The sequence below is a fragment of the Pseudomonas sp. E102 genome (assembly GCF_052660185.1).
Map to the genome: position 1 here is coordinate 4,950,668 of NZ_CP084025.1, position 25,638 is coordinate 4,976,305.

Sequence of the window (25,638 nt, forward strand, 5' to 3'; positions counted from 1 at the left end):
TTTTCCGGGTAATTTGGTGTGATGGACAACGTAACTGCGAGGTGTTGGCGTGAACATTAATGCGACCCTGATTGGCCAGTCCGTTGCGTTCCTGATTTTTGTACTGTTCTGCATGAAGTTCGTATGGCCTCCGGTCATTGCGGCATTGCACGAACGTCAAAAGAAGATCGCTGATGGTCTGGACGCTGCCAGCCGAGCAGCTCGCGACCTGGAGTTGGCCCATGAGAAAGTGGGTCAGCAACTGCGCGAAGCGAAAGCTCAGGCAGCTGAAATCATCGAGCAAGCCAAGAAGCGCGGTACGCAGATTGTCGACGAAGCCCGTGAACAGGCTCGCGTCGAAGCTGACCGTGTGAAGGCTCAGGCTCAAGCCGAGATCGAACAGGAACTCAACAGTGTCAAAGACGCGCTGCGCGCCCAAGTGGGTAGCCTGGCCGTTGGCGGTGCTTCGAAGATCCTGGGTGCCACAATCGATCAAAACGCGCACGCAGAGCTGGTAAACCAACTGGCTGCTGAAATCTAAGCGAGGGCGATCATGGCAGAACTGACCACGTTGGCCCGACCTTACGCTAAGGCGGCCTTCGAGCACGCTCAGGCCCACCAGCAACTGGCCAATTGGTCAGCCATGCTCGGCCTGGCAGCAGCGGTGTCGCAAGACGACACCATGCAGCGCGTGCTCAAGGCCCCGCGACTGACGAGCGCAGAAAAGGCCGCCACGTTCATTGACGTGTGCGGCGACAAGTTCGATGCCAAGGCACAGAATTTCATCCACGTCGTTGCCGAAAACGACCGTCTCCCGCTTCTGCCGGAGATCGCCGCACTGTTCGACCTGTACAAGGCCGAGCAGGAGAAGTCGGTAGACGTGGAAGTGACCAGTGCTTTTGCATTGAACCAAGAACAGCAAGACAAACTCGCCAAGGTTCTCAGTGCACGACTCAACCGGGAAGTGCGCCTGCAAGTCGAGGAAGACAAGTCCCTGATAGGGGGCGTTGTAATCCGCGCCGGCGACCTGGTTATCGATGGCTCGATTCGCGGCAAAATCGCGAAACTTGCCGAAGCATTGAAATCTTGAGTTTGAAGGGGCAGCAGAGCAATGCAGCAACTCAATCCTTCCGAAATAAGTGAAATTATCAAGGGCCGCATCGAAAAGCTCGATGTGACCTCCCAAGCCCGTAACGAAGGCACTGTCGTCAGCGTATCTGACGGCATCGTGCGGATTCACGGTCTGGCCGACGTCATGTACGGCGAGATGATCGAGTTTCCGGGCGGCGTCTACGGTATGGCCCTCAACCTGGAGCAAGACTCTGTAGGTGCCGTGGTACTGGGCGCGTACACGACTCTGGCTGAAGGCATGAGCGCCAAGTGCACCGGCCGCATCCTCGAGGTTCCTGTCGGTAAGGAACTGCTGGGTCGCGTTGTCGACGCACTGGGTAACCCTGTCGACGGCAAAGGTCCGCTGAACAACACCGAGACCGACGCGGTCGAGAAAGTTGCTCCTGGCGTGATCTGGCGTAAGTCGGTAGACCAGCCTGTACAGACTGGCTACAAGGCTGTCGATGCCATGATTCCTGTCGGCCGTGGCCAGCGTGAGCTGATCATCGGTGACCGTCAGATCGGTAAGACCGCTCTGGCGATCGACGCGATCATCAACCAGAAAAACAGCGGCATCTTCTGCGTCTACGTAGCAATCGGTCAGAAGCAATCGACCATCGCCAACGTAGTTCGCAAACTGGAAGAAAACGGTGCACTGGCCAACACTATCATCGTTGCCGCCAGCGCCTCCGAATCGGCTGCCCTTCAGTTCCTGGCACCGTACTCCGGTTGCACCATGGGCGAATACTTCCGCGACCGCGGTGAAGACGCGCTGATCGTTTATGACGATCTGTCCAAGCAAGCAGTGGCCTACCGCCAGATTTCCCTGCTGCTGCGCCGTCCACCAGGCCGTGAAGCCTACCCAGGCGACGTGTTCTATCTCCACTCCCGTCTGCTGGAGCGCGCATCCCGCGTTTCGGAAGAGTACGTAGAGAAGTTCACCAACGGCGCAGTGACTGGCAAGACCGGTTCCCTGACCGCGCTGCCGATCATCGAAACCCAGGCTGGCGACGTTTCCGCGTTCGTTCCGACCAACGTGATTTCCATCACCGACGGTCAGATCTTCCTGGAATCGGCCATGTTCAACTCGGGCATCCGTCCTGCTGTGAACGCCGGTGTTTCGGTATCCCGTGTGGGTGGTGCCGCTCAGACCAAGATCATCAAGAAGCTGTCCGGTGGTATCCGTACCGCCCTGGCCCAGTACCGTGAACTGGCGGCATTCGCCCAGTTCGCTTCTGACCTGGACGAAGCGACCCGTAAGCAACTTGAGCATGGTCAGCGCGTTACCGAGCTGATGAAGCAGAAGCAATACGCACCGATGTCGATCGCTGACATGGCGCTGTCGCTGTATGCCGCTGAGCGTGGGTTCCTGACTGACATTGAAATCGCCAAGATCGGCAGCTTCGAACAAGCGCTGATTGCTTTCTTCAACCGCGATCACGCCGATTTGATGGCCAAGATCAACGTGAAGGGTGACTTCAATGACGAAATCGACGCTGGCCTCAAAGCCGGCATCGAGAAGTTCAAGGCCACCCAAACCTGGTAAGCCGCAGCGGGAGCCGCAAGGCTCCCGCTTGCTAACCTGATAGGTGTTACATGGCAGGCGCAAAAGAGATTCGCAGTAAGATTGCGAGCATCAAAAGCACGCAAAAGATTACCAGCGCCATGGAAAAAGTGGCGGTCAGCAAAATGCGCAAGGCACAAATGCGCATGGCTGCTAGCCGTCCTTATGCGGAGCGCATCCGCCAGGTGATTGGTCATCTGGCCAACGCCAACCCGGAATACCGTCACCCGTTCATGATCGAACGCGCCATCAAGCGCGTCGGTTACGTGGTGGTGAGCAGTGACCGTGGTCTGTGCGGTGGCTTGAATACCAACCTGTTCAAGGCCCTGGTCAAGGACATGGCGGTAAACCGCGAACAAGGCGTCGAGATCGATCTGTGCGTGGTCGGTAGCAAGGGTGCGGCTTTCTTCCGCAACTTCGGCGGTAACGTCGTCGCTGCTATCAGCCACCTGGGTGAAGAACCGTCGATCAATGATTTGATCGGCAGCGTCAAGGTGATGCTGGATGCTTACCTGGAAGGCCGGATCGACCGCCTGTCCGTGGTATCCAACAAGTTCATCAACACCATGACGCAACAGCCGACCGTGGAGCAGTTGATTCCACTGGTGGCGACCCCGGAACAGGAACTCAAGCACCACTGGGACTATCTCTACGAACCGGATGCCAAGGAGCTGCTCGACGGCTTGATGGTCCGCTACGTGGAGTCGCAGGTCTACCAGGCGGTGGTCGAGAACAACGCAGCTGAACAAGCGGCGCGGATGATCGCGATGAAGAACGCTACCGACAACGCCGGTGATTTGATCAGCGATTTGCAGCTGATCTACAACAAGGCGCGTCAGGCTGCGATCACCCAAGAGATCTCGGAAATCGTCGGCGGCGCTGCCGCGGTTTAACGGTTCAAATATTCAGAGGATCCAGCTATGAGTAGCGGACGTATCGTTCAAATCATCGGCGCCGTTATCGACGTGGAATTCCCACGCGACAGCGTACCGAGCATCTACGACGCCTTGAAGGTTCAAGGCGCCGAAACCACCCTGGAAGTTCAGCAGCAGCTGGGCGACGGCGTGGTTCGTACCATTGCGATGGGCTCCACCGAAGGCTTGAAGCGCGGTCTGGACGTCAACAACACTGGCGCAGCCATCTCCGTACCGGTCGGTAAAGCGACTCTGGGCCGGATCATGGACGTACTGGGCAACCCGATCGACGAAGCTGGCCCGATCGACACCGAAGAGCGTTGGGGCATTCACCGTCCTGCGCCATCCTTCGCTGAACAGGCCGGTGGCAACGAGCTGCTGGAAACAGGCATCAAGGTTATCGACCTGGTCTGCCCGTTCGCCAAGGGCGGTAAAGTCGGTCTGTTCGGTGGTGCCGGTGTGGGCAAGACCGTAAACATGATGGAACTGATCCGTAACATCGCCATCGAGCACAGCGGTTATTCCGTGTTCGCCGGTGTGGGTGAGCGTACTCGTGAGGGTAACGACTTCTACCACGAGATGAAGGATTCCAACGTTCTGGACAAAGTGGCGCTGGTCTACGGCCAGATGAACGAGCCGCCGGGAAACCGTCTGCGCGTAGCTCTGACCGGCCTGACCATGGCCGAGAAGTTCCGTGACGAAGGTAACGACGTTCTGCTGTTCGTCGACAACATCTACCGTTACACCCTGGCCGGTACCGAAGTATCCGCACTGCTGGGCCGTATGCCTTCGGCAGTAGGTTACCAGCCGACCCTGGCTGAAGAGATGGGCGTGCTGCAAGAGCGCATCACTTCGACCAAGCAAGGTTCGATCACCTCGATCCAAGCGGTATACGTACCAGCGGACGACTTGACCGACCCGTCGCCAGCGACCACCTTCGCCCACTTGGACGCCACCGTCGTTCTGTCCCGTGACATCGCTTCCCTGGGTATCTACCCAGCGGTAGACCCACTGGACTCGACTTCGCGCCAGCTGGACCCGAACGTGATCGGCCAGGAGCACTACGACACCGCTCGCGGCGTTCAGTACGTGCTGCAGCGTTACAAAGAGCTGAAGGACATCATCGCGATCCTGGGTATGGACGAACTGTCGGAAACCGACAAGCAGTTGGTATCCCGCGCTCGTAAGATCCAGCGCTTCTTGTCGCAACCGTTCTTCGTGGCTGAAGTCTTCACCGGTGCATCGGGTAAATACGTTTCCCTGAAAGACACCATTGCTGGCTTCAAAGGCATCCTCAACGGTGACTACGACCACCTGCCAGAACAAGCGTTCTACATGGTCGGCGGCATCGAAGAAGCGATCGAGAAAGCCAAGAAACTGTAATCCCGGCGCCCGGCAACGGGCGCTAATTTAGGTTGAGGCAATCAGATGGCTATGACAGTCCATTGCGATATCGTCAGTGCGGAAGGGGAAATCTTCTCCGGTCTGGTCGAGTTTGTGGTTGCGCACGGTGAGCTGGGTGATCTGGGTATCACCATGGGTCACGCACCGTTGATCACCAGCTTGAAGCCAGGTCCGATTACTCTGACCAAGCAGGGCGGGGACAAGGAGGTGTTCTACATCTCCGGTGGTTTCCTCGAGGTTCAGCCGAACATGGTCAAGGTCCTTGCCGACACCGTGCAACGTGCTGCCGACCTGGACGAAGCCTCCGCTCAGGAAGCCGTCAAGGCTGCCGAGAAGGCCCTGAACGAAAAAGGCGCAGACTTCGACTACGGTTCTGCTGCTGCACGTCTGGCCGAGGCCGCAGCCCAGCTGCGTACCGTCCAGCAGATCCGCAAGAAGTTCGGCGGCTAAGCCGTCAGCTTTCTGTGCGATTGATTAAAAAGGGTAGCCTCGGCTACCCTTTTTTCTTTTCCCGACACTCATCATCTGGTCGCAGCCGCTGACCACCCAGGATTGGTAGCCAGTCATGTCTCTCGAAATCGTTATTCTCGCGGCCGGTCAAGGCACCCGCATGCGTTCGGCGCTGCCCAAGGTCTTGCACCCGGTTGCCGGCAATTCCATGCTGGGCCATGTTATCCACAGCGCCCGACAACTTGATCCACAGCGTATCCATGTGGTGATCGGTCACGGTGCCGACGCGGTGCGTGAGCGCCTGGCGGCGGATGACCTGAATTTCGTCTTGCAGGACAAACAACTGGGTACCGGCCACGCCGTGGCTCAGGCTGTGCCATTCATTACTGCCGATACGGTGTTGATTCTCTACGGCGATGTGCCGCTGATTGAAGTCGACACGTTGCAACGTCTGCTCAAGCACGTCGCGCCACAACAACTGGGCCTGTTGACCGTCGAGCTGGATGATCCGACCGGCTACGGCCGCATTGTGCGCAATGCCGACGGCCAGGTGACAGCGATCGTCGAGCAAAAAGACGCCAACGAAGCCCAGCGCGCGATTACCGAGGGCAACACCGGGATTCTTGCCGTGCCGGCCGAGCGCCTGGGCGACTGGATGAGTCGTCTGTCGAACAACAATGCCCAGGGCGAGTACTACCTGACCGACGTGATCGCCATGGCCGTAGCCGATGGCCTGGTCGTCGCCACCGAGCAGCCGCTGGACGCCATGGAAGTGCAGGGCGCCAACGATCGCCGACAACTGGCCGAGCTGGAGCGCCACTATCAATTGCGCGCCGCCCGCCGCCTGATGGCTCAAGGCGTGACCCTGCGCGATCCGGCTCGTTTTGACGTACGCGGTGAAGTCAGCGTGGGGCGCGACGTGGTCATCGATATCAATGTCATCCTCGAAGGCAAGGTCATCATTGAAGATGACGTGGTCATCGGCCCGAACTGCGTGATCAAGGACAGCACCCTGCGCAAGGGTGTGGTGATCAAGGCGAACAGTCACCTCGAAGGCGCGGTGATGGGGGAAGGCTCCGACGCGGGTCCGTTTGCCCGCCTGCGCCCGGGCACTGTGCTGGAAGCCCGTGCCCATGTGGGTAACTTCGTTGAACTGAAGAATGCCCACATGGGCGAGGGCGCGAAGGCGGGCCACCTGACCTACTTGGGGGACGCTGAAGTCGGCGCCCGCACCAACATTGGCGCCGGTACCATTACGTGCAACTACGATGGCGCCAACAAATGGAAAACCGTGCTGGGCGAAGACGTCTTCATTGGCTCCAACAACTCACTGGTGGCGCCTGTGGATATCTCCAGTGGGGCGACCACGGCTGCTGGTTCGACCGTTACCCAGAATGTGGATAACGGCCAATTGGCCGTGGCACGCGCCCGCCAGCGCAACATCGACGGCTGGAAGCGTCCGGTGAAGATCAAGAAGCCCTGAAGTTATCCACACATGCTCTTTGGTGGGAGCGAGCTTGCTCGCGATAGCGGTTTGTCAGATAGAACGTTCTAACTGAACCACCGCTATCGCGAGTGAGCTGCCACATTCGATTTCTGAATTTTTCTCTTGGCGCCTTGACGATATCGCTGCAATAGGTTTTGATTGCTTGCGTTATCTTTCGAATCGAAACTTAGGGCGCCATGTCCAAGCGCAACACACCACAACGTCGCCACAATATCCTCGTCCTGCTTCAAGAGCAGGGCGAGGTCAGCGTGGACGAATTGGCCAAGCGCTTCGAAACCTCCGAAGTTACGATTCGCAAGGACCTCGCCGCCCTGGAGACCAATGGTTTGCTGTTGCGTCGTTACGGTGGCGCGGTACCAATGCCTCAGGAGCTGGTGGCGGATAACGCCCAGAGTGTCTCCAAGTTCAAACACGCCATTGCCGGGGCCGCCGTGAAGCGGATCCGCGAGCATGCGCGCATCATCATCGACAGCGGCAGCACCACGGCGGCCATGATTCCTCAACTCGGCAATCAGCCGGGGCTGGTGGTGATGACCAATTCCCTGCACGTCGCCAGCGCCTTGAGCGAGCTGGAGCACGAGCCGGTGCTGTTGATGACCGGTGGCACTTGGGACCCGCATTCGGAATCCTTCCAGGGCCAGGTCGCCGAGCAAGTGCTGCGTTCCTACGACTTCGACCAGTTGTTCATCGGTGCCGACGGCATCGACCTGGCGCGCGGCACCACCACTTTCAACGAACTGCTGGGCCTGAGCCGTGTGATGGCTGAGGTTGCACGCGAAGTGATCGTGATGGTGGAGGCCGATAAGATCGGCCGCAAGATACCCAACCTGGAACTGCCGTGGAGCAGCGTCCATACCCTCATTACCGATGATCGCCTGCCCGTGGAGGCACGCGACCAGATTCAGGCCCGCGGCATCAATCTGATCTGCGCACCTGTCAGCCAGGAGAAATAACATGTGTGGAATTGTCGGCGCCGTTGCTGAGCGCAACATCACGGCCATCCTGCTTGAAGGCCTCAAGCGTCTTGAATACCGCGGCTACGACAGTGCCGGCGTGGCGGTATTCACCCAAGACGCAAAACTTGAGCGTGTGCGGCGCCCGGGAAAAGTCAGCGAGTTGGAACGGGCACTGGACGCTGAGCCGCTGATCGGTCGCCTGGGTATCGCCCATACCCGCTGGGCCACCCATGGCGCACCGTGCGAGCGTAACGCCCACCCACATTTCTCCGGCGACCTGGCGGTGGTGCACAACGGCATCATCGAGAACTACGAGGCCTTGCGCGAACAACTCAAGGCACTCGGCTATGTGTTCACCTCGGACACCGACACCGAAGTCATTGCCCATTTGCTCACCCACAAGCTCAAGGACCTGGTGGACCTGACCGTAGCGCTCAAGGCCACGGTCAAGGAACTCCATGGCGCTTATGGCCTGGCGGTGATCAACGCCAAACAACCGGATCGCCTCGTGGCGGCCCGCAGTGGCAGCCCGTTGGTGATCGGCCTGGGCCTGGGGGAGAACTTCCTGGCTTCCGATCAACTGGCGCTGCGCCAGGTCACCGATCGCTTCATGTACCTGGAAGAAGGCGATATCGCCGAGATCCGCCGCGACAGCGTGCAGATCTGGGACCTTGACGGCAAGGAAGTCGAGCGCGAGGTGGTGCAATACCGCGACGGCGCCGAAGCCGCCGACAAAGGCGAGTTCCGGCATTACATGCTCAAGGAAATCCATGAACAACCGGCCGTGGTGCAGCGCACCCTCGAAGGCCGTCTGAGCCAGGATCAAGTGCTGGTGCACGCCTTCGGTCCGCAAGCCGCCGAGCTGTTCGCCAAGGTGCGCAATGTGCAGATTGTCGCCTGCGGCACCAGCTATCACGCCGGCATGGTCGCGCGTTACTGGCTCGAAGAGCTGGCCGGTATCCCCTGCCAGGTCGAAGTCGCCAGCGAGTTCCGCTATCGCAAAGTTGTCGTGCAGCCCGACACCCTGTTCGTGACCATTTCCCAGTCTGGCGAAACCGCGGATACCCTGGCTGCCCTGCGCAACGCCAAGGAGTTGGGCTTCCTCGCCAGCCTGGCGATCTGCAACGTCGGCATCAGCTCGCTGGTGCGCGAGTCTGATCTGACCCTGCTGACCCAGGCCGGTCGGGAAATCGGCGTGGCGTCGACCAAGGCATTCACCACGCAGTTGGTGGGCCTGCTGTTGCTGACGCTGTCCCTGGGCCAGGTGCGCGGCACGCTGGGCGAGGGCGTCGAAGCCAAGCTTGTCGAGGAACTGCGTCGCTTGCCGGCTCGCCTGGGTGAAGCCTTGGCGATGGACAGCACCGTGGAAAAAATCGCCGAGCTGTTCGCCGAGAAGAACCACACCTTGTTCCTGGGTCGTGGTGCGCAATTCCCGGTGGCAATGGAAGGCGCCCTGAAGCTCAAGGAAATTTCCTATATTCACGCCGAGGCGTATCCGGCCGGTGAACTCAAGCACGGCCCGTTGGCCCTGGTGGATAACGACATGCCGGTGGTCACCGTGGCGCCGAACAACGAGCTGCTGGAAAAGCTCAAGTCGAACCTGCAGGAAGTACGCGCCCGTGGCGGCCAATTGGTGGTCTTCGCCGATGAGAAGGCTGGCATGACCAACGGCGAAGGTACCCATGTGGTACACATGCCGCACATCCACGACATCCTGTCGCCGATCCTCTACACCATCCCGCTGCAATTGCTGTCGTACTACGTGGCGGTGCTCAAGGGCACCGACGTGGACCAGCCGCGGAATTTGGCGAAGTCTGTGACGGTGGAGTGAGAAACCTGGCCGGCATTTGTGGTGAAGCTACGAAATAAAGTCTGTCGCTGGCGCCTCCGCCCCTCGGTTGAGCCAGCGATGCCTTTCTGCGCGGACCTGGGACATGACGTAGAGCTCCTATCGTTTAGGGATGCGACACGTTCAATATCTCTATTGGATATTTGGCAGGTTGTCGTTCATTTCAGTCTCCAACGATCCAAGGATCAGAGCGAGCCGATGCGGGCTAGCTCTCCTTTCAATTCTTCCGGGCTCATTTGTTGCAAAGGCAGCGCAAAGAAAGCGCGTACCCGCTCATCAATTTTCGCCACAGTGTTTTGGAAGGCTTCCTCGATCTGCGCCTCGCTCCCCGTTGCCGCAGAGGGATCGGCCAGGCCCCAATGGGCTTTGAGTGACGGGCCGAAGAAGATCGGGCAGGCCTCGCCGGCTGCGCGATCGCACACGGTAATGACGATATCGGGGGGGGCGCTTTCGAAGGCATCCGACGCCTTGCTCGAAAGACCGACAGTGGGAATACCGGCGGCTTGCAGTGTTTTCAGTGCCCGCTCATTGACCTTGCCGCTGGGAAAGCTGCCTGAACTGACGGCCTCCATACCGGAGGGTGCCAAGTGATTGAACAACGCCTCGGACAGAATGCTGCGGCAGCTGTTGTGGGTGCACATGAACAAGACTTTCATTAACCATCTCCGGTTCAAAAGCTCAGGCGGATGGCCAATGCGGCCAGGGTGGCAAGCAGGATTGGCAACGTCAGGACGATGCCGGTGCGAAAGTAATAGCCCCAGGTGATGACGATGTTCTTGCGCGCCAGCACATGCAGCCACAACAAGGTGGCGAGGCTGCCGATAGGAGTGATTTTCGGTCCCAGGTCGCAGCCGATGACGTTGGCGTAGACCATGGCCTCGCGGATGACACCGGTAGCCTCTGTGGAGTGGATCGACAGTGCTCCCACCAAAACAGTGGGCATGTTGTTCATGACCGACGAGAGACCTGCGGCCAGCAGCCCTGTCCCAAACGCCGCTCCCCACACGCCATAACCAGCGAAGACATTGAGAATTTGCGCCAGGTAATCGGTGAGGCCAGCGTTACGCATGCCATAGACCACGAGATACATGCCCAGCGAAAACACTACGACCTGCCAAGGTGCTTCTCTTAGTACCTTGCGAGTCGAAATAACGTGCCCACGGGCGGCGATCAAATAAAGAATAAACGCACAGACGGCCGCTATGGCGCTTATCGGGACGCCCAGCGGCTCGATAACGAAGAAACCGATCAGCAACAAACCCAGTACCCACCAGCCTGCAATAAACGTCGCCTTGTCGCGGATGGCCGCCTCGGGGGCCTTCAACTGATCAAGCTCATACGTACGTGGCAAATCGTTGCGAAAGAACCACAGCAGCATGACCAGGGTCGCTGCGACACTTACCAGGTTCACCGGCACCATGACGGCAGCGTACTCGCTGAAGCCGATGTTGAAATAATCAGCGGAAACAATATTCACCAGATTGGATACGACCAAAGGCAAGCTCGCGGTATCAGCGATGAATCCCGCCGCCATGACGAACGCCAACGTAGCGGCCGGCGAAAAGCGCAGGGCCAAAAGCATCGCGATGACGATCGGAGTCAAAATCAGCGCCGCGCCGTCATTGGCGAACAGGGCCGATACCGCCGCCCCCAGCAGGATGATGAAGGCGAACAATTTACGACTGCTACCGTTGCCCCAACGGGCCACGTGCAACGCCGACCACTCGAAGAATCCCGCCTCATCCAGCAACAGGCTGATGATGATGACGGCGATGAAGGTCGCAGTCGCATTCCATACGATCTGCCACACCACGGGGATATCGGACACGCTCACGACACCTGCCAGCAGCGCCACGAGAGCCCCTAGAGCGGCGCTCCAACCCACACCCAAACCTTTTGGCTGCCAGATGACGAGAACAATCGTCACCAGAAAAATCAGAAATGCGATCAGCATGAGTACTACTCTGTCAGCGGAAGAAAAGGTCAGGCACAGGCGGTCAGGCTCTGCGGCCGCTCGCCCATTTCTGCGAGACGCAGCGCATCGGTGCTCAACCATTCCTCGTTCGCATCAACAATACCCTTGAGCATGACGCCCACCCATTCAGGCAGAGACGGGCGTAGCCGGTAATAAACCCATTGACCTTGGCGCCGGTCCATGAGGACTCCCGCTTCACGCAGTTGTGCCAGGTGTCTGGAGATCTTCGGCTGACTCACGTCCAGCGCGCAGGTGAGCTCGCATACGCAAAGCTCGCCCTCACGGGCAATCAGCAAGGTCATCCGGGCTCGGGTTTCGTCAGCAAGACACTTGAAAAGGGCGAGGGGTGTCAGGGGTTCCTGCATGTGGCCTCCTGGGAAATGCGTGGCTCATATCTGGAAACGGGAATATACGTTTATTGGAATATGCGGTAAATCAGATATTCAGCCTGTCCTAGGTCACATCTTCTGACCGACACGGCGCCCGAGTTTTTCGAGGCTCGGGGATACGAGCGCAGAGATCGCTCCCAAGCGCCGGAGGTGATTTCCAACTCCGAGGAATTCACAGCGCTCTGCCCTGCATCGGCGGTTTATATGGTGAAAGAACTTGCTGACGTGACCCTGTCATTACCAGCGCAAAGTTGCTTCAACGAACGTCAGTGAGTTCGTTCTCAAATGGCCGAAATGTCGCGCTGTACCGATCCCGAGGTTGCTGGGGCGATTTAAATCTTTTTTGTTTCATGTCTCGTCTACTCCTAGCGGCCGCGAATCAGGAGGGGTTGGGCCCCCTTTGTTATGCAGGCACTAGTAGTTTTTCCAGCGATCAGAAGCACCCAGGCTTGAGCACTAACCCCCTGAAACCCAAGGGTTTATTTTTGGGCTGGGAAAAGGTCCGGCTCGTCCTTGGGCAAACGCGCTACGGAGGGCCCTCTGATTCGCGCCTTTCCTGTTTGTCGCTTTCCTCATGGGCGAGTGAACAACTGCGTTGACAATGCCGGGCATAGGTGTTGATATTCAGTCGTACGACAACGTATGACATCAAAAAATAATAAAAACGAAAGGCGCAGTCATGGTTTCCACACTTGCAGCCCATCCATTGCACATCGTGCCAGCCTCGGCCACTGATGCGCTGCCGCCACGCTTCGCGTCGGCGCTTGAAAACCCTTTCGCCTGCTTGCAAGCACAACCCGATTCCTCCCTAGCATCCCTTTATCGACTTCGTCCGTCCCGCCAGGCATCAGCGCCGGCCGCAGGCGCTGCTCGAGCCGTTTCCCCCTCACACTGAATGGCAGTATTTGGAGAACAACAATGAAGAAAAAACTCTATGCCTCACTGCTCGCGTCTTTCCTGAGCCTGACTGCCGGGACGGCGATCGCTGCCGATGCCAGCGACTGGCCAAATCGTCCGATACAGGTGGTGGTGATCGCCAACGCTGGCGGGGACACCGATTTCAACGCACGCATGATGGCCAAGTACTTCACCAAGGTCACCGGCAAGACCATGGTGGTCACCAACATGGCCGGCGGGGGCGGCACCATCGCCGCCGATGCGGTGAAGAGCGCGGCGCCCGATGGCAACACCATTCTTTTCACCCACACCGGCCAGTTGATCGTCAATGAAGTGGCGGGGCTGTCCGAAGACCGTTTCGATGCGTTTGATATCTCCTGCATCGCTGGCATCGACAAAGGCGCGGTGTTCGTCTCGGCCAAGAGCTCGGGCATCGACAGCCTCGACCAACTGATTGAAACAGCCAAGGCCAAGCCCGGCACCATCACCTACGGCACCGAGATGGGCAACTTCTCTCACCTGCAAGGCTTGATGTTCGAAAAGCTCGCCGGCGTGAAACTGAAAATGGTGGACAGCGGCACCGTCTCGGAAAAGATCGTCGCCTTGCTGGGCAAGCGGATCGATTTGGGGGCCATCAGCTATGGTTCGGTCCAGGATTACATTTCCAGCGGCAAGATGACCGCCCTGGGCCAACCCAACGCCGAGCGCAACGCGCTGCTGGGTGACGTCAAGACGTTCAAGGAGCAAGGCGTGGACCTGGTTCTGGACAAGCCTTACGTCGTCGCGTTCCCGAAAGGGACCGACCCGGCCATCGTCAAGAAAATGGCCGAAACCATGAAAAAAATCACCGAAGAACCTGAATACGCCGAAGAGCTGAAAAAGTCGTTCAAACAGCCGGTCAGTTTCCAGGGCACCGAAGAAGCCATTGCCACGTTGAACAAAACCCGCGACAGCTTCATGCAGTTCAAGGACGAGATGCGTAAGGCTAAATAATCTGCGTAGCGGCTCGGGTGCACGCCGCGCTGGCAGGCACCCGACGCCCCGTCCTTCCAAGCAAGAGGAGCCTGTATGGATTCCTATAAAAGAAACGAGCTGATCGCCGGCCTGGCCATGCTCGGCGCTGGCGTGGCTTATCTGGTGTTGACCTTGAACCTGCCACGTCGCGGGACGGTCGATGCCGCGTTTGTGCCCTGGGTGCTCGCCGTGTCGCTGTGCCTGTTGGGCGCGCTGCAATTGTGGGCTTGGCGAAAGCTGCCGAACAAAAGTGCCGAACCCGCGGAAAAACCCGAGGCGATCGATTACCCAACGGTCTTCAAATCCCTGGCGTTGGTGCTGCTGTATACAGCGCTGATGGAGCCGGTGGGTTTCGTGATCACGACTGTGCTTTATCTCTATGCCCAGTTCATCGTACTGACCCCTGCGGAACAGAAAATCAAGCACCTGCAATACGGGCTGATCGCGGTCGTCTCGTCGGTGTTGATCTTTTACATCTTCCGCCATGGCTTCGACTTGCTCCTGCCGGTCGGTTTATTGGATTTCTAGGGGACGGCCATGATTGAACTCATGCAACAAGGCTTCGGGGCCATACTCACACCCTACGTTTTCATCATCATCCTCCTCGGCGTGGCGGTGGGGATTGTCTTCGGTGCGGTGCCCGGGCTATCAGCCACCATGGCCATCGCGCTGTGTCTGCCACTGACTTATTCGATGGGGCCTGGCACGGGCCTGGCCCTGCTGGTCGCGCTGTTCGTCGGCGCCACCTCGGGAGGGTTGATATCGGCGATATTGCTCAACATACCGGGAACGCCGGCCTCCATTGCGACGACGTTCGATGGCTGGCCGTTGATGAAACAAGGCCACGGCGTCAAGGCCCTCGGGATTGGCGTGGTGTTCTCGTTCCTGGGCACGATTTTCAGCATTGCCGCGCTGATGTTCATCGCCCCGATCCTGGCTGATCTGGCGCTGAGCTTTGGCCCACACGAATATTTTTCCATTGCGATTTTCTCGCTGACGTTGATCGCTACGCTGTCCACCGGCTCCTTGGTCAAAGGGTTGTTTGCCGGTGCCCTGGGCTTTGCCTTCTCCACCGTGGGGATCGCCCCGGTCGAGGCCATCCGCCGTTTTACCTTTGATCTGCCGAGTCTCAATGGCGGCTTTGCCATGCTCACGGTCATGATCGGTATGTTCGCGGTTGCCGAAGTGCTGAAGTTCGCCGAAAGCGCACGCCTGAGCCACCGGGCCAAACCGCAGCACGTCAGCATGAAAGGCGTGAAAGGCTTTGGTTTCTCGATGAAGGAATTCGTCGGCCAGCTGCCCAATGCCACCCGTTCATCCCTGATCGGCCTGGGTATTGGCATCCTGCCCGGCATCGGTGCCGGTACGTCGAACATCGTCTCTTACATCGTTGCCAAGAAACGCTCCAAGACCCCGGAAGAGTTCGGTAAAGGCAAGATCGACGGTGTGGTGGCCAGCGAAACGGCAAACAACGCCGGTATCGGTGGGGCGATGATTCCGCTGCTGACCCTTGGCATTCCCGGCGATACCACCACAGCGGTCATGCTGGGTGGCTTCATGATCCACGGGATCCAGCCCGGGCCCCTGCTATTCATCAGCCAGGCACCGTTGGTCTACACGATCTTCGCCGCGCTGATCCTCGCTTCCGTGATGATGCTGGTGCTGGAGTTCTATGGCCTGCGCATGTTCATCAAATTGCTGGCGGTGCCCAAGCACATCCTGTTGCCGATCATCCTGGTGCTCTGCGTCGTCGGCGCCTTTGGCTTGAACAGCCGGATCTTCGACGTCTGGGCGGTGCTGCTGTTTGGCTTGCTGGGCTATGGATTCGTCAAGAGCGGTTTGCCGATCGCGCCTTTCATCATTGGCTTCATTCTCGGTCCCATGGCGGAAACCAACCTGCGCCGGGGCCTGATGTTGTCCGATGGGAATTTCAGCGGCTTCCTCGCCAACCCTATCTCGGCCGGTTTCCTGATTTTGGCCGCCGCCTCGATTTCCTGGCACCTGGTTACCGTGATCCGTCAAAAGAAAAGCGCCGCCATCGAGTTGATGCGCAGCTAGTCCAGCGCATCCATCCGCTCTCGCTGCTGCCACGCCGTCAAGCGTGGCAGCAACTGAACCGATACGCCCGGAGATCGACATGCAAGACCTGACTCACTCGCCCTCGGCCGATGATGACCGTATCGCCTGGATTCGTGTTGCTTCGGTTTTCCTGCCGCTGGCAAATCCTATCAGTGACGCCAAGGTGCTGACCGGTCGGCAAAAGCCGATGACCGAGATCGCCATGCTGTTCGTCGAAATCCAGACCAGGGATGGCCATCATGGCCTGGGATTCAGCTATTCCAAGCGCGCCGGCGGCCCCGGGCAGTTTGCCCACGCCCGGGAACTTGCCCCTGGCCTGATAGGCGAGAATCCCAGCGATATCGCCAAGCTCTGGGACAAGCTGTGCTGGGCCGGGGCTTCGGTGGGCCGCAGCGGCCTGGCGACCCAAGCGATTGGCGCCTTCGATGTGGCGCTTTGGGACCTGAAAGCGAAGCGGGCCAATCTCTCATTGGCGCGACTGCTCGGAGCCCACCGTGATTCGGTCCAGTGCTACAACACGTCCGGCGGTTTTTTGCATACGCCGCTTGAGCAATTAATGATCAATACCGACATCTCTCGAGAAAAAGGCATTGGCGGTATCAAGCTCAAGGTGGGCCAGCCGGATCAGGCGCTGGACCTGCACCGTGTCAGCACCATCCGCAAGCACCTGGGTGATGCGTTCCCGCTGATGGTCGATGCCAACCAGCAGTGGGACCGGCCCACCGCGCAACGGATGTGCCGTCAGTTGGAACAATACAACCTGGTGTGGATCGAGGAACCGCTCGATTGCTATGACGCCGAAGGTCATGCCGCCCTGGCCCAGCAATTCGACACGCCGATCGCCACTGGCGAGATGCTGACCAGCGTGGCCGAGCACTGGGAATTCATAAAACTGCGCGCCGCCGATTACCTCATGCCCGATGCGCCGCGTGTCGGCGGCATCACGCCTTATCTGAAAGTCCAGGCAGCGGCTGAACAAGCGGGGCTGATGATCGCGCCACATTTTGCGATGGAGCTGCATATCCATCTAGCCGCCACCTACAGTCGCGAGCCTTGGGTCGAACATTTCGAATGGCTGGAGCCGTTATTCAACGAACGCATGGAAACCCGCGACGGAAGAATGCTGGTGCCGACCCGGCCTGGCCTTGGGCTGTCGTTGAGCGAACGTGTGGCGGGATGGACGGCGGACCAGGTTGAGATCGGGCGGCGTCCATGATCAGTTCGATGAGGAGCGCGGCATGGCGTTGAGTCCTGAGTTTATCCACAGCATCGAGCAGGTGGTGGGTGCCGCAGGCGTGGTACGGGATCCGGCGCTCATGGCCAGCTACCTGACAGACTGGCGCAACGCCTATCAAGGCCAGGCCGCGTTGGTAGTCAGGCCCGCCACCACCGAGGAGGTGGCGGCAGTGGTGCGGCTTTGCCATGACGCGAGGGTGGCGGTGGTGCCCCAGGGCGGCAATACCGGTTTATGCGGTGGCTCGATTCCGGATGCTTCCGGCACTGAGCTGGTGTTGTCCCTGACCCGGATGAAACGCATCCGCGACATCGACCTGGCCAATGAAACCGTCACGGTCGAGGCGGGGGTCATCCTGCGGCAATTGCAGGAAGCCGCCAGTGAGGCCGGGCGCCTGTTCCCATTGTCGCTGGGGGCGGAGGGCAGTTGTACGGTAGGCGGCAATCTGGCGACCAACGCGGGCGGTACAGCGGTGCTGCGCTACGGCAACATGCGCGAACTGACGCTGGGCCTGGAGGTGGTATTGCCGGACGGGCGAATCTGGAACGGCTTGCGTGGCTTGCGCAAGGACAACACCGGCTACGATCTCAAACATTGGTTCATTGGCTCGGAGGGTACGCTGGGCATCATCACGGCGGCGGTACTCAAGTTGTTCCCGGCCACCCACAGCAAGGCCACCGCCTGGGTCGCGCTGCCCTCGCCGCAGGCGGCGGTGGACTTGATCGGCCATGTCCGTGGCCTCTGCGCAGACCGTTTGACAGGCTTCGAGATGATGTCGCGCCAGAGCGTGGAGTTCGTCCTGGAACATGTTGCCGGCTGCAGCGATCCCTTGGCGGAGCCACACCCGTGGTATGCGTTGATCGAACTGCGCGACACGGTGCCCGATGCGCCGCTGGCCCAATTGCTTGAAACCGGGCTCGGCCATGCTTTCGAAAAGGCTTGGGTCCTGGATGCAGTCATCGCCAGCAATCATGCCCAGGCCGCTGCGTTGTGGGCCCTGCGCGAGGGTATCTCCGAAGCACAGAATCATGAGGGGCCCAGCCTCAAGCACGATATCAGTGTGCCGGTCAGCCAGATCCCGGCATTCATCGAGCATACCGACCGGGCCTTGCAAGACCAGTTTCCCGGCGTGCGCATTGTGTCCTACGGCCACATGGGCGACGGCAACCTGCACTACAACATCAGCAAACCGCTGGGCCACGCCGATGCCGCGTTCAAGTCGCAGGAGCAGGCGATCATGAACGTCATCTACCGGATGACCAGCTCCTACAACGGCAGCATCAGTGCCGAGCACGGGCTTGGACAAGCCAAGCCCCGGGCCGCGGCCCAGTTCAAGGACCCGCTGGAAATGGAACTGATGCGGGCCATCAAGCGCACGCTGGATCCCCTGGGGTTGATGAACCCAGGCAAAGTGTTCGCCGCTGGGCTGGAGTGACCGGGCCCGGCTCTGCTAGCCTGCCGGTTTGACACCGGACATGGAGGGTGGAATGACACAGGCCATCAGCACCAAGGATCGCGTGCGCATCAAGCACGTCGAAGTTCTCTCGGACAATTGGTACATCCTGCGCAAGACGACCTACGACTACCTTGGCCGCGACGGCCAATGGCGTGAATTGGCGCGTGAAACCTATGATCGCGGCAACGGCGCCACCATCCTGCTTTACAGCAAGGCCAAGCAAACGGTGGTGTTGACCCGGCAGTTCCGCTTCCCGGCGTTCGTCAACGGGCACGACGGCTTGCTGATCGAAACCTGCGCCGGCCTGCTGGATAACGATGATCCACAAACCTGCATCCGCAAGGAAACCCAGGAGGAAACCGGGTACATCGTCCAGGACGTGCGCAAGGTGTTCGAGGCATTCATGAGCCCGGGATCGGTGACCGAGCGCGTGCATTTTTTCGTCGGTGAATATTTCGACGAGGACAAGCAGCACGAAGGAGGAGGGCTCGAGGCCGAAGGTGAGGAGATCGAAGTGTTGGAAATGCCGCTCGACCAGGCCCTGGGCATGATCGAGACGGGGGAGATCTGTGACGGCAAGACCATCATGCTGTTGCAGTACGCCAAGCTGCATCGGTTGCTCGATTGACGCCGGTTTCAGCAGTTGGCGACCCAGGCAGCCTGTTTGCTGATCTCGCCGCTGCCGAACCTTTCGCGATAGGCGGAGGGAGCCAGGCCTACCGCGTTGCGGAAGGCCGCGCGAAAACTTTCCACTGACCGGTAGCCACAGGCGTGTGCGATGCCGGCGGTGTTCTGGTCCGTGCTTTCCAGCATTTCCCTTGCCCGGTTCAGCCGTTCCTGCTGCAGCCAGACCTTGGGCGACAGGCCGGTTGTCTCAATGAAACGCCGCAAAAACGTGCGCTCGCTCATCGCCACGCGAGCCGCCATGTCGGCCACGCTCAGCGGTTGATCGAGGTTCTCGCGAATCCATTGCAGCACGCGCGTCAGCTCGTTGCGCGGTGACTTGCACACCGGCGCGACGATGAATTGCGATTGCCCGCCGGTTCGTTGCGGCGCCATGACCAGGCGCCGCGCCACCGAATTGGCGATATGCGTGCCGAAATCCCGTGCGATCAGATGCAGACAGGCGTCAATCCCGGCGGCGCTGCCGGCTGAGGTGATCAGTTGCCCCAGATCGACGTAGAGCACGTTGGGGTCGACCTTGATGCTGGGGTATCGCTCGGCCAGTTCCTGGGAGAATTGCCAATGGGTGGTCACGGTCTCGCCGTCGAGCAGCCCCGTGGCGGCGAGCACGAAGACCCCCGAGCAGATCGACAGCAAGCGTGCCCCGCGGGCGTGGGCTCGCCTAAGGGCCTGCAACAAAGCCTCTGGAGGCGGCTCGAGACGACTGCGCCAACCGGGCACGATGATGGTCTGTGCGGTTTCAAGCGCTTCCAGGCCGGCATCGACGGAAATCTGCAAGCCCCCCAGCGCGTGCATCGGGCCCTGGTCGACCGCGACGATGCGATGGGTGTACCAAGGGACGTCCAATTCTGGGCGTGGCAGCCCGAATATCTCCAGGGCGATACCGAACTCGAATACGCAAAGGCCCTCATAAACGAGGATTGCCACTGTTCCGGGATGAGCGTGCATTTGGCGTAAATTCACCGATTATTGTCGTCTGCTGCACTGTAGCGGACGATCCCATGCCCCTACAATCGCTGCCAGGCAATCAGGAAAACCAAGACGGCCGCACCCCACAAAGGTGACTGTCGCATTACCGGTACCCCACCCCATCGCGCCGGTAGAGGATTGTCACTTCCAGATTTATTCCTGCTTCTACAGAAGTTCGATAAGTGCGAGCTGCGCGAGTGTGCGCATCTGATTGAGTTCTGTTAACGACGCTGCCAACGGATTTCGGCGGTGTCGAGGAGTTGTCAGTTGTAACCGGATTAACCTGGACGTTGTAAGGGAATGGACTATGTTGCTGATCCAGATTCTGTTTGTGATGTTGTCAGCAAAACTTTTGGGCGCGGTATTCAATCGCTTGGGGCAACCTCAGGTTGTTGGCGAAATGATAGCCGGCTTTGTATTGGGGCCTGTTGTACTCGGTCAGTTGTTTCCCGCCTTCCATCAGCAGCTATTTGACAGCACTGCCATTACCCAACTGAAAGTATTGAGTGAACTGGGCATCTTGTTGTTCATGTTCGTCATTGGTGCCGAGTTTCGCTTCCCTCTCAAGCAAAGCAAGACCGGCTTTAAGGCCATGGTCATCGGCGCTTTCAGCATAGTGATCCCTTTTTCCCTCGGCGCCGCGATAGCCCCTTGGCTGTTCGAGCATTTCGCCACGCCCGGAACCTCTCGGTTGGGTTTCGTCCTGTTCATCGGCACCGTGTTCTCCGTGACCGCTTTTCCAGTTCTGGCGCGGATCCTCAAGGAGCGAGGCATGCTCGGCACGCAAACAGGTGCGATTGCCTTGCTGGCTGCCGCCATGAGCGACGTGGTGGCGTGGATGTTGGTAGCAGCCGTCGCCATGGTGAATGGCCAGGACGACAACTGGATGGCCCTGGGTTTGCGAGGCGCCTGTCTGTTGTCGCTGGTGGTCTTTTCGTTCCTGGTGCTCAAGCCGTTGCTGGCGCGCTGGCTCGCCGCTGAAGGAAAACTCGCGCAACCCATGGTGCTGGTGGCGCTGCTGGCCGGAGTGATGATCTACGGCAGCCTGACCCACGCGCTGCAAGTACACGCCGTGTTCGGGGCTTTCCTGTTCGGCCTGTGCCTGCCACGGGACCAGGGCCTGCTGGACATGATCATCGAGCGGCTGGAACACGTGTCGTTGATCATATTGATGCCGTGCTTCTTCGCCCTTGCAGGTTTGAGCACAACCTCCTCGGCCTTCTCGGGCCTTGGCGTCTGGGTGCTGCTGGTGATCCTGGTGGTGGCTGTTACCGGCAAAGTGGCCGGCAGCGCCCTGGGCGCCCGGCTGGTGGGATGCTCCTGGTCCGATTCCCTGACCGTCGGGGCACTGATGAATACCCGCGGGCTGATGGAGCTGGTAGTGCTCAAGATCGGCCTGGACATGGGGATCATCGGCAGCGAGCTGTTTACCGCCCTGGTGGTGATGACCATCGTCACCACGCTGATGACCGGCCCGCTGATGAATCTGCATAACAAGAAAGTTGCGACCGGCACTCCGTCAATGGCGAGAGTGTCATCCCCCAACGGATTTGTAACACCGACCGATAACAATGGAATGGAGCGATAAATGAGCGAACAAACATCCAGCTTGGTCATTGAAGCCATGGAGCAACAACTGGCCAGGCATTTCCAGGCTATTTTGCAAGATGAAAACCGGATGAAGCAGATTCGTAATGAATTTCGCCGCGACGGTTATTTCAACTTCAAGAACTTTTCCTTTCTGCCAAAAAGAATCCTGGAAAACGTTCACACCGAAGTTCATGCCTTGCTGGATGAATATTCGGTACGTCGCGATGTTACGGTTCCTTCCACCGGTAATACTTACCGCAAGATGTACAACGTCAACCAACCAGAGATCGCCGAGGGCGGGACGTTCATCCCTGCGCTCTACCAATCGGAGTCGCTGCGCAATTTTCTCGGCAACATCGCGGGCGATGACTTGGCGTCCTGCTGGGAGCAAGAGCAATACCTGATCACCAAGCTGAGCCACCCGGGCGATACCCACGGCTGGCATTGGGGCGATTACCCCTACACCATGATCTGGATCATCGAAGCACCCGAGGACCCGGCGATCGGCGGCGTGCTGCAATGCGTGCCACACAGCGAGTGGGACAAGCAGAACCCGCAGATCTGGCAGTACATCCTCAACAACCCGATCAAGTCCTACCACCACCTCAAGGGCGATGTGTATTTCCTCAAGTCCGACACCACGTTGCACCACGTCGTGCCGATCCAACAGGAAACCACTCGGATCATCCTCAACACCTGTTGGGCAAGCGCCCATGACCGGCGAACCGACGTCGCCCACGAAAGCATTGAAGTGATCTGGGACACCAAGGCCCGGAGCACCGAAGAAGCCTGACGGCAACCGGCCGGGCGGATGGGTGTCCGCCCGGTTCATATTTCAAAATCAACGTTGCCCCCGGGGCTCAAGGAAGCAGGCCATGTCCATTACCCAAGAAACATTTCAGTCCGAAACCGCTTACGTCGTGCGCAACGAAGGTGTCGACCTGGAACTTCAATCGTTCATGGATGAGCAGATCGACTACATTCTCAAGCATCGAGCGACCGAACATCCGTTCCTCAATGCCTACGCCCAGCACGGCCTGCCGCCGGAGCAAAGCAAGGTGCTGTACCTGGAAACCCTGCATTACTTCAAGTACCTGCCGTTCTACGTGTGTGGCATTTCCACCATCACTCGTGACGAAGCGGTGCTGCGCACGATCGCGTTCAATGCCCGCGACGAACTGGGTGAAACGCACTCCCACTCCGACCTGTATCGCAAGTTCCTGCACGACAAGGGCATCAGCGAAGAGCAGATCGAAGCCTACAAGTGCTTGCCCAGCACCCAGGCCTTGAATGACGGAATTTGCGCGCTCTACAGCAAGCCGCCCCTGCAAAAGGCCCTGGGCGGATTGTTCGCCGACGAGGCGATGTCGGCCTCGATGGTTTCCAAGTACAACGATGGCCTGATCAAGGAAGGCGTCAGCGAGCGTGGACGGTTCTTCTGGACGCTGCATATGGAAGTCGAAGTCGGGCATTCCAACGCAGTGTTCAACGTCATGGAAAAGCACCTGCAAACACCGCAAGAGCGCCGCCTGTTCGCCGAAGGCATTGAACAGTACCTGCACCTGATGGAAGTGTACTGGGATGGTATCGAGCGCAAACTCAACGCCGGAGGACGTCAATGACCGCCAAGAATGAATCCGGACAAGGCGTCGCCTTCGGGCTCGGCGCCACGCTGCTCTGGGGCTCGTACCCGCTCTGGTACAAGCCGCTGGCCGGGCTCGATGCCTATCATCTGCTGTCCTGGCGGGTCGTCTTCGCCGAGTTGTTTCTCCTCGCCCTGGTACTGTTGACCGCCCGGGTAGGAACGTTGCGTTCGACCCTCAAGACGGTGCGTCCGGCGAATGTGCTGACAGTGTCGGCGGTCCTCGGGCTGTGGTGGCTGATGTACATCTACGGGATCATGACTGGGCGCGTGCTGGAGGTGGCTTTCGGCTATTTCCTCAGCCCGATCATGAGCATGGTGGTCTCGCGGGTCATCTTCAAGGAGCGCCTCACGTCATTGCAGACCTGGGCGATATTCCTGGCCGTCACTGGCGTGACGCTGATGGCGTTCGAACTGCTGAACCTGCATTCCTTCCCGTGGATCGCATTGGTCATCGGCTTCTGCTATTCCTTCTATGGCATTTTCAAGAAAAAGGTCCCGGGCGATCCGGTGGTCATCCAGACCTTGGAAATTGCCGTACTGTTGCCGTTCGCGGCGCTGTTCCTGCTGCTGGCCCAAGCCCAGGGAGTAGGGCATCAGTTCCTGCAATCGGGCACCCGCGACGTGTTGCTGATCGCGACGGGCCTGATCACGGTGCTGCCGTTGTGGTGGTACAGTCTGGCGGCCAAGCAGTTGTCGATGATCACGCTGGGCTTCTTGCAGTTTGTCCCGCCAATTTGCAACTTCCTGTTGGCGGCGTTCGTTTACGGTGAACCGGTTTCGTCGTTGAAATTGGCGGCGTTTTCGTTCATCTGGCTGGCGCTTGCATTGTTCACGTTGAATTCCATTCGGGTCCAGCGTGCAGCGGCAGCCGCCAGGTTGTCCGTGCAAATGCGTACGGCGTGACATACCCGCCTGCGCCGTCTACAGCGGCGCGGGTTTTTCAGGATAAGGGAATCGAAATGAAGAAAGTCGCCGTGGTGGGTTGCACCGGTGCAGTGGGCATGACCATGCTGCAATTGCTTGAAGAAACCGACTACGAAGTGGTCTGCATGGCCTCTGAGCGTTCGGCCGGCAAGCGCTTGAAGGCTGGCAATACCGAGCACCTGATCGAGCCTTTTTCGGTCGAAGGCTGCGCTTCGTGCGATATCGTCTTCCTGTGCGTTTCCGGATCGTTTGCCTTGGAATATGGCGAGCGCCTGGCTGAAAACTCTTACGTCATCGATAACTCATCGGCTTTTCGTTATCACCCGGACATTCCGCTACTGGTACCGCCGATCAATGGTCAGCGCTACAAGGGCGAAAAGCTGATCGCCAACCCCAACTGTTCCTCGGCCATTGCGCTGATGGTGCTGGGGCCGTTGCACGAAACCTTCGGGCTCGAAAGCGCGATCATTTCCACCTACCAGGCCGCCAGCGGCGCGGGGCAGCCGGCCATGCTCGAGCTGCGGGAAAAGGCCAAGGCGTTCAGCGACTACGGCGACCAGGACGGTAGCGAGAATTTCGCCCATAACCTGGCGTTCAACGTCATCCCTCAAGTCGATTCGTTCGAAGACAACGGCTACACCCGCGAAGAGATGAAAGTGGTCTGGGAGCTGCGCAAGGTCCTGGGCGAACCGGAGCTGGCCATCAGCACCACGGCGGTGCGGGTGCCGACCCTGCGCTCCCATGCCGAGAGCCTGAGCCTGCGCTTCAAGAAACCGGTGCAATCGCTGGCCCAGGTGCGCGAGTTGCTGGCGGCTGCGCCGGGCGTCGAAGTGGTGGACGAACCCCAGCAGGGCGTTTATCCAATGCCCATGACATCGACCTACAAGCATGCGGTCGAGGTTGGCCGGATTCGCTACAACCTGATCTACGGCGAACACGGCTTGGACCTGTTCATCAGCGGCGATCAGTTGCTGCGGGGCGCGGCGTTGAATGCCTTCGAGATCATGCAACTGGTCAGTGACTGATCGAACCAGGCATTGAGTGAACCT

General features: G+C 59.1%; 24 protein-coding genes. 20 read left to right on the plus strand and 4 right to left on the minus strand.

What is annotated here, in order from left to right:
* Positions 1-49: 49 nt before the first annotated feature.
* The 9 genes from DOCECA_RS22355 (at position 50) to glmS (ending at position 9,715) form a co-directional block, all read left to right on the plus strand.
* Entirely contained in the window at positions 50-520 is a 471-nt protein-coding gene (locus tag DOCECA_RS22355; RefSeq protein ID WP_030139033.1) for a F0F1 ATP synthase subunit B, read from the plus strand.
* A 12-nt stretch (positions 521-532) separates the two neighbouring features.
* Entirely contained in the window at positions 533-1,069 is a 537-nt protein-coding gene (locus DOCECA_RS22360; RefSeq protein ID WP_003187192.1) for a F0F1 ATP synthase subunit delta, read from the plus strand.
* A 21-nt stretch (positions 1,070-1,090) separates the two neighbouring features.
* Positions 1,091-2,635 (plus strand): F0F1 ATP synthase subunit alpha, encoded by a 1,545-nt coding sequence (gene atpA / locus DOCECA_RS22365; RefSeq protein WP_024777788.1) that lies wholly within the window; start codon positions 1,091-1,093, stop codon positions 2,633-2,635.
* A 50-nt stretch (positions 2,636-2,685) separates the two neighbouring features.
* Entirely contained in the window at positions 2,686-3,546 is an 861-nt protein-coding gene (atpG, locus tag DOCECA_RS22370; protein ID WP_072397487.1) for a F0F1 ATP synthase subunit gamma, read from the plus strand.
* A 27-nt stretch (positions 3,547-3,573) separates the two neighbouring features.
* Positions 3,574-4,950 carry a F0F1 ATP synthase subunit beta gene (gene atpD, locus DOCECA_RS22375; protein WP_039593181.1) on the plus strand — a complete coding sequence of 459 codons (1,377 nt, stop codon included), beginning with the start codon at positions 3,574-3,576 and terminating at the stop codon, positions 4,948-4,950.
* Between the two features lie 45 nt (positions 4,951-4,995).
* On the plus strand, positions 4,996-5,421 hold the full coding sequence (locus DOCECA_RS22380) for a F0F1 ATP synthase subunit epsilon (protein ID WP_420766053.1): 426 nt from the start codon (positions 4,996-4,998) through the stop codon (positions 5,419-5,421).
* A gap of 115 nt (positions 5,422-5,536) precedes the next feature.
* The gene (gene glmU / locus DOCECA_RS22385; RefSeq protein ID WP_434649521.1) at positions 5,537-6,904 is read left to right on the plus strand and encodes a bifunctional UDP-N-acetylglucosamine diphosphorylase/glucosamine-1-phosphate N-acetyltransferase GlmU; all 1,368 of its coding nucleotides are present in this window, start codon (positions 5,537-5,539) and stop codon (positions 6,902-6,904) included.
* Between the two features lie 200 nt (positions 6,905-7,104).
* Positions 7,105-7,881, plus strand: coding sequence for a DeoR/GlpR family DNA-binding transcription regulator (locus DOCECA_RS22390; protein ID WP_420766055.1), 777 nt, complete (start codon positions 7,105-7,107; stop codon positions 7,879-7,881).
* A 1-nt stretch (position 7,882) separates the two neighbouring features.
* Complete coding sequence (glmS, locus tag DOCECA_RS22395; RefSeq protein ID WP_445571100.1) at positions 7,883-9,715, plus strand: glutamine--fructose-6-phosphate transaminase (isomerizing); 1,833 nt, start codon at positions 7,883-7,885, stop codon at positions 9,713-9,715.
* A gap of 203 nt (positions 9,716-9,918) precedes the next feature.
* Here glmS and DOCECA_RS22400 read toward each other — a convergent pair whose 3' ends face one another.
* Genes DOCECA_RS22400 through DOCECA_RS22410 form a run of 3 tightly spaced genes read right to left on the minus strand, consistent with a single transcriptional unit; the run spans position 9,919 to position 12,073 of the window.
* Entirely contained in the window at positions 9,919-10,389 is a 471-nt protein-coding gene (locus DOCECA_RS22400; RefSeq protein ID WP_434608701.1) for an arsenate reductase ArsC, read from the minus strand.
* 14 nt (positions 10,390-10,403) lie between these two features.
* Entirely contained in the window at positions 10,404-11,687 is a 1,284-nt protein-coding gene (locus DOCECA_RS22405; RefSeq protein ID WP_434561498.1) for an arsenic transporter, read from the minus strand.
* Between the two features lie 29 nt (positions 11,688-11,716).
* Positions 11,717-12,073, minus strand: a complete 357-nt coding sequence (locus DOCECA_RS22410; protein ID WP_445571101.1) for a metalloregulator ArsR/SmtB family transcription factor — start codon at positions 12,071-12,073, stop codon at positions 11,717-11,719.
* Positions 12,074-13,015: 942 nt separating this feature from the next.
* On the opposite strand from DOCECA_RS22410, the gene DOCECA_RS22415 reads away from it, so the two are divergent.
* The 6 genes from DOCECA_RS22415 (at position 13,016) to nudK (ending at position 19,405) form a co-directional block, all read left to right on the plus strand.
* Positions 13,016-13,987 carry a tripartite tricarboxylate transporter substrate binding protein gene (locus DOCECA_RS22415; RefSeq protein ID WP_445571102.1) on the plus strand — a complete coding sequence of 324 codons (972 nt, stop codon included), beginning with the start codon at positions 13,016-13,018 and terminating at the stop codon, positions 13,985-13,987.
* A gap of 75 nt (positions 13,988-14,062) precedes the next feature.
* Positions 14,063-14,536 (plus strand): tripartite tricarboxylate transporter TctB family protein, encoded by a 474-nt coding sequence (locus DOCECA_RS22420; RefSeq protein WP_420766067.1) that lies wholly within the window; start codon positions 14,063-14,065, stop codon positions 14,534-14,536.
* 9 nt (positions 14,537-14,545) lie between these two features.
* Entirely contained in the window at positions 14,546-16,066 is a 1,521-nt protein-coding gene (locus DOCECA_RS22425) for a tripartite tricarboxylate transporter permease (RefSeq protein ID WP_420766068.1), read from the plus strand.
* Between the two features lie 79 nt (positions 16,067-16,145).
* Positions 16,146-17,303: an L-talarate/galactarate dehydratase gene (locus DOCECA_RS22430; protein ID WP_420766069.1), complete on the plus strand. Its 1,158-nt coding sequence runs from the start codon at positions 16,146-16,148 to the stop codon at positions 17,301-17,303.
* Positions 17,304-17,325: 22 nt separating this feature from the next.
* Entirely contained in the window at positions 17,326-18,756 is a 1,431-nt protein-coding gene (locus tag DOCECA_RS22435; RefSeq protein ID WP_445571103.1) for an FAD-binding oxidoreductase, read from the plus strand.
* Between the two features lie 52 nt (positions 18,757-18,808).
* Positions 18,809-19,405: a GDP-mannose pyrophosphatase NudK gene (gene nudK, locus DOCECA_RS22440; protein ID WP_420766071.1), complete on the plus strand. Its 597-nt coding sequence runs from the start codon at positions 18,809-18,811 to the stop codon at positions 19,403-19,405.
* Between the two features lie 8 nt (positions 19,406-19,413).
* On the opposite strand, the gene ftrA is transcribed toward nudK, so the two are convergent.
* Positions 19,414-20,409, minus strand: a complete 996-nt coding sequence (gene ftrA, locus DOCECA_RS22445) for a transcriptional regulator FtrA (protein WP_434564170.1) — start codon at positions 20,407-20,409, stop codon at positions 19,414-19,416.
* Between the two features lie 328 nt (positions 20,410-20,737).
* Here ftrA and DOCECA_RS22450 point away from each other — a divergent pair, with 328 nt between their 5' ends.
* The 5 genes from DOCECA_RS22450 to DOCECA_RS22470 all read left to right on the plus strand — a co-directional run bounded on the left by DOCECA_RS22450 (position 20,738) and on the right by DOCECA_RS22470 (position 25,614).
* On the plus strand, positions 20,738-22,018 hold the full coding sequence (locus tag DOCECA_RS22450) for a cation:proton antiporter domain-containing protein (protein ID WP_445571104.1): 1,281 nt from the start codon (positions 20,738-20,740) through the stop codon (positions 22,016-22,018).
* Entirely contained in the window at positions 22,019-22,813 is a 795-nt protein-coding gene (locus tag DOCECA_RS22455; RefSeq protein ID WP_420766072.1) for a HalD/BesD family halogenase, read from the plus strand.
* An 82-nt stretch (positions 22,814-22,895) separates the two neighbouring features.
* Positions 22,896-23,642 carry an iron-containing redox enzyme family protein gene (locus DOCECA_RS22460; RefSeq protein WP_420766073.1) on the plus strand — a complete coding sequence of 249 codons (747 nt, stop codon included), beginning with the start codon at positions 22,896-22,898 and terminating at the stop codon, positions 23,640-23,642.
* A complete protein-coding gene (gene rarD, locus DOCECA_RS22465) occupies positions 23,639-24,568 on the plus strand; it encodes an EamA family transporter RarD (RefSeq protein WP_420766074.1) in 930 nt (309 codons plus the stop codon). Before DOCECA_RS22460 ends, rarD begins: the two co-directional genes overlap by 4 nt.
* Positions 24,569-24,624: 56 nt before the next feature.
* On the plus strand, positions 24,625-25,614 hold the full coding sequence (locus DOCECA_RS22470) for an aspartate-semialdehyde dehydrogenase (protein WP_420766075.1): 990 nt from the start codon (positions 24,625-24,627) through the stop codon (positions 25,612-25,614).
* Positions 25,615-25,638 lie beyond the last annotated feature (24 nt).

What these genes read in the sequence shown, in the direction of transcription:
- DOCECA_RS22450 (WP_445571104.1), top strand. Translation starts at nt 20,738, where the DNA reads ATGTTGCTGATCCAGATTCTGTTTGTGATGTTGTCAGCAAAACTTTTG.
- atpD (WP_039593181.1), top strand. Translation starts at nt 3,574, where the DNA reads ATGAGTAGCGGACGTATCGTTCAAATCATCGGCGCCGTTATCGACGTG.
- DOCECA_RS22400 (WP_434608701.1), bottom strand. Translation starts at nt 10,389, where the DNA reads ATGAAAGTCTTGTTCATGTGCACCCACAACAGCTGCCGCAGCATTCTG.
- DOCECA_RS22380 (WP_420766053.1), top strand. Translation starts at nt 4,996, where the DNA reads ATGGCTATGACAGTCCATTGCGATATCGTCAGTGCGGAAGGGGAAATC.
- DOCECA_RS22435 (WP_445571103.1), top strand. Translation starts at nt 17,326, where the DNA reads ATGGCGTTGAGTCCTGAGTTTATCCACAGCATCGAGCAGGTGGTGGGT.
- DOCECA_RS22410 (WP_445571101.1), bottom strand. Translation starts at nt 12,073, where the DNA reads ATGCAGGAACCCCTGACACCCCTCGCCCTTTTCAAGTGTCTTGCTGAC.
- glmS (WP_445571100.1), top strand. Translation starts at nt 7,883, where the DNA reads ATGTGTGGAATTGTCGGCGCCGTTGCTGAGCGCAACATCACGGCCATC.
- nudK (WP_420766071.1), top strand. Translation starts at nt 18,809, where the DNA reads ATGACACAGGCCATCAGCACCAAGGATCGCGTGCGCATCAAGCACGTC.
- DOCECA_RS22415 (WP_445571102.1), top strand. Translation starts at nt 13,016, where the DNA reads ATGAAGAAAAAACTCTATGCCTCACTGCTCGCGTCTTTCCTGAGCCTG.
- atpG (WP_072397487.1), top strand. Translation starts at nt 2,686, where the DNA reads ATGGCAGGCGCAAAAGAGATTCGCAGTAAGATTGCGAGCATCAAAAGC.
- DOCECA_RS22460 (WP_420766073.1), top strand. Translation starts at nt 22,896, where the DNA reads ATGTCCATTACCCAAGAAACATTTCAGTCCGAAACCGCTTACGTCGTG.
- DOCECA_RS22405 (WP_434561498.1), bottom strand. Translation starts at nt 11,687, where the DNA reads ATGCTGATCGCATTTCTGATTTTTCTGGTGACGATTGTTCTCGTCATC.
- DOCECA_RS22455 (WP_420766072.1), top strand. Translation starts at nt 22,019, where the DNA reads ATGAGCGAACAAACATCCAGCTTGGTCATTGAAGCCATGGAGCAACAA.
- DOCECA_RS22360 (WP_003187192.1), top strand. Translation starts at nt 533, where the DNA reads ATGGCAGAACTGACCACGTTGGCCCGACCTTACGCTAAGGCGGCCTTC.
- atpA (WP_024777788.1), top strand. Translation starts at nt 1,091, where the DNA reads ATGCAGCAACTCAATCCTTCCGAAATAAGTGAAATTATCAAGGGCCGC.
- DOCECA_RS22425 (WP_420766068.1), top strand. Translation starts at nt 14,546, where the DNA reads ATGATTGAACTCATGCAACAAGGCTTCGGGGCCATACTCACACCCTAC.
- glmU (WP_434649521.1), top strand. Translation starts at nt 5,537, where the DNA reads ATGTCTCTCGAAATCGTTATTCTCGCGGCCGGTCAAGGCACCCGCATG.
- DOCECA_RS22470 (WP_420766075.1), top strand. Translation starts at nt 24,625, where the DNA reads ATGAAGAAAGTCGCCGTGGTGGGTTGCACCGGTGCAGTGGGCATGACC.
- DOCECA_RS22420 (WP_420766067.1), top strand. Translation starts at nt 14,063, where the DNA reads ATGGATTCCTATAAAAGAAACGAGCTGATCGCCGGCCTGGCCATGCTC.
- DOCECA_RS22390 (WP_420766055.1), top strand. Translation starts at nt 7,105, where the DNA reads ATGTCCAAGCGCAACACACCACAACGTCGCCACAATATCCTCGTCCTG.
- DOCECA_RS22430 (WP_420766069.1), top strand. Translation starts at nt 16,146, where the DNA reads ATGCAAGACCTGACTCACTCGCCCTCGGCCGATGATGACCGTATCGCC.
- rarD (WP_420766074.1), top strand. Translation starts at nt 23,639, where the DNA reads ATGACCGCCAAGAATGAATCCGGACAAGGCGTCGCCTTCGGGCTCGGC.
- ftrA (WP_434564170.1), bottom strand. Translation starts at nt 20,409, where the DNA reads ATGCACGCTCATCCCGGAACAGTGGCAATCCTCGTTTATGAGGGCCTT.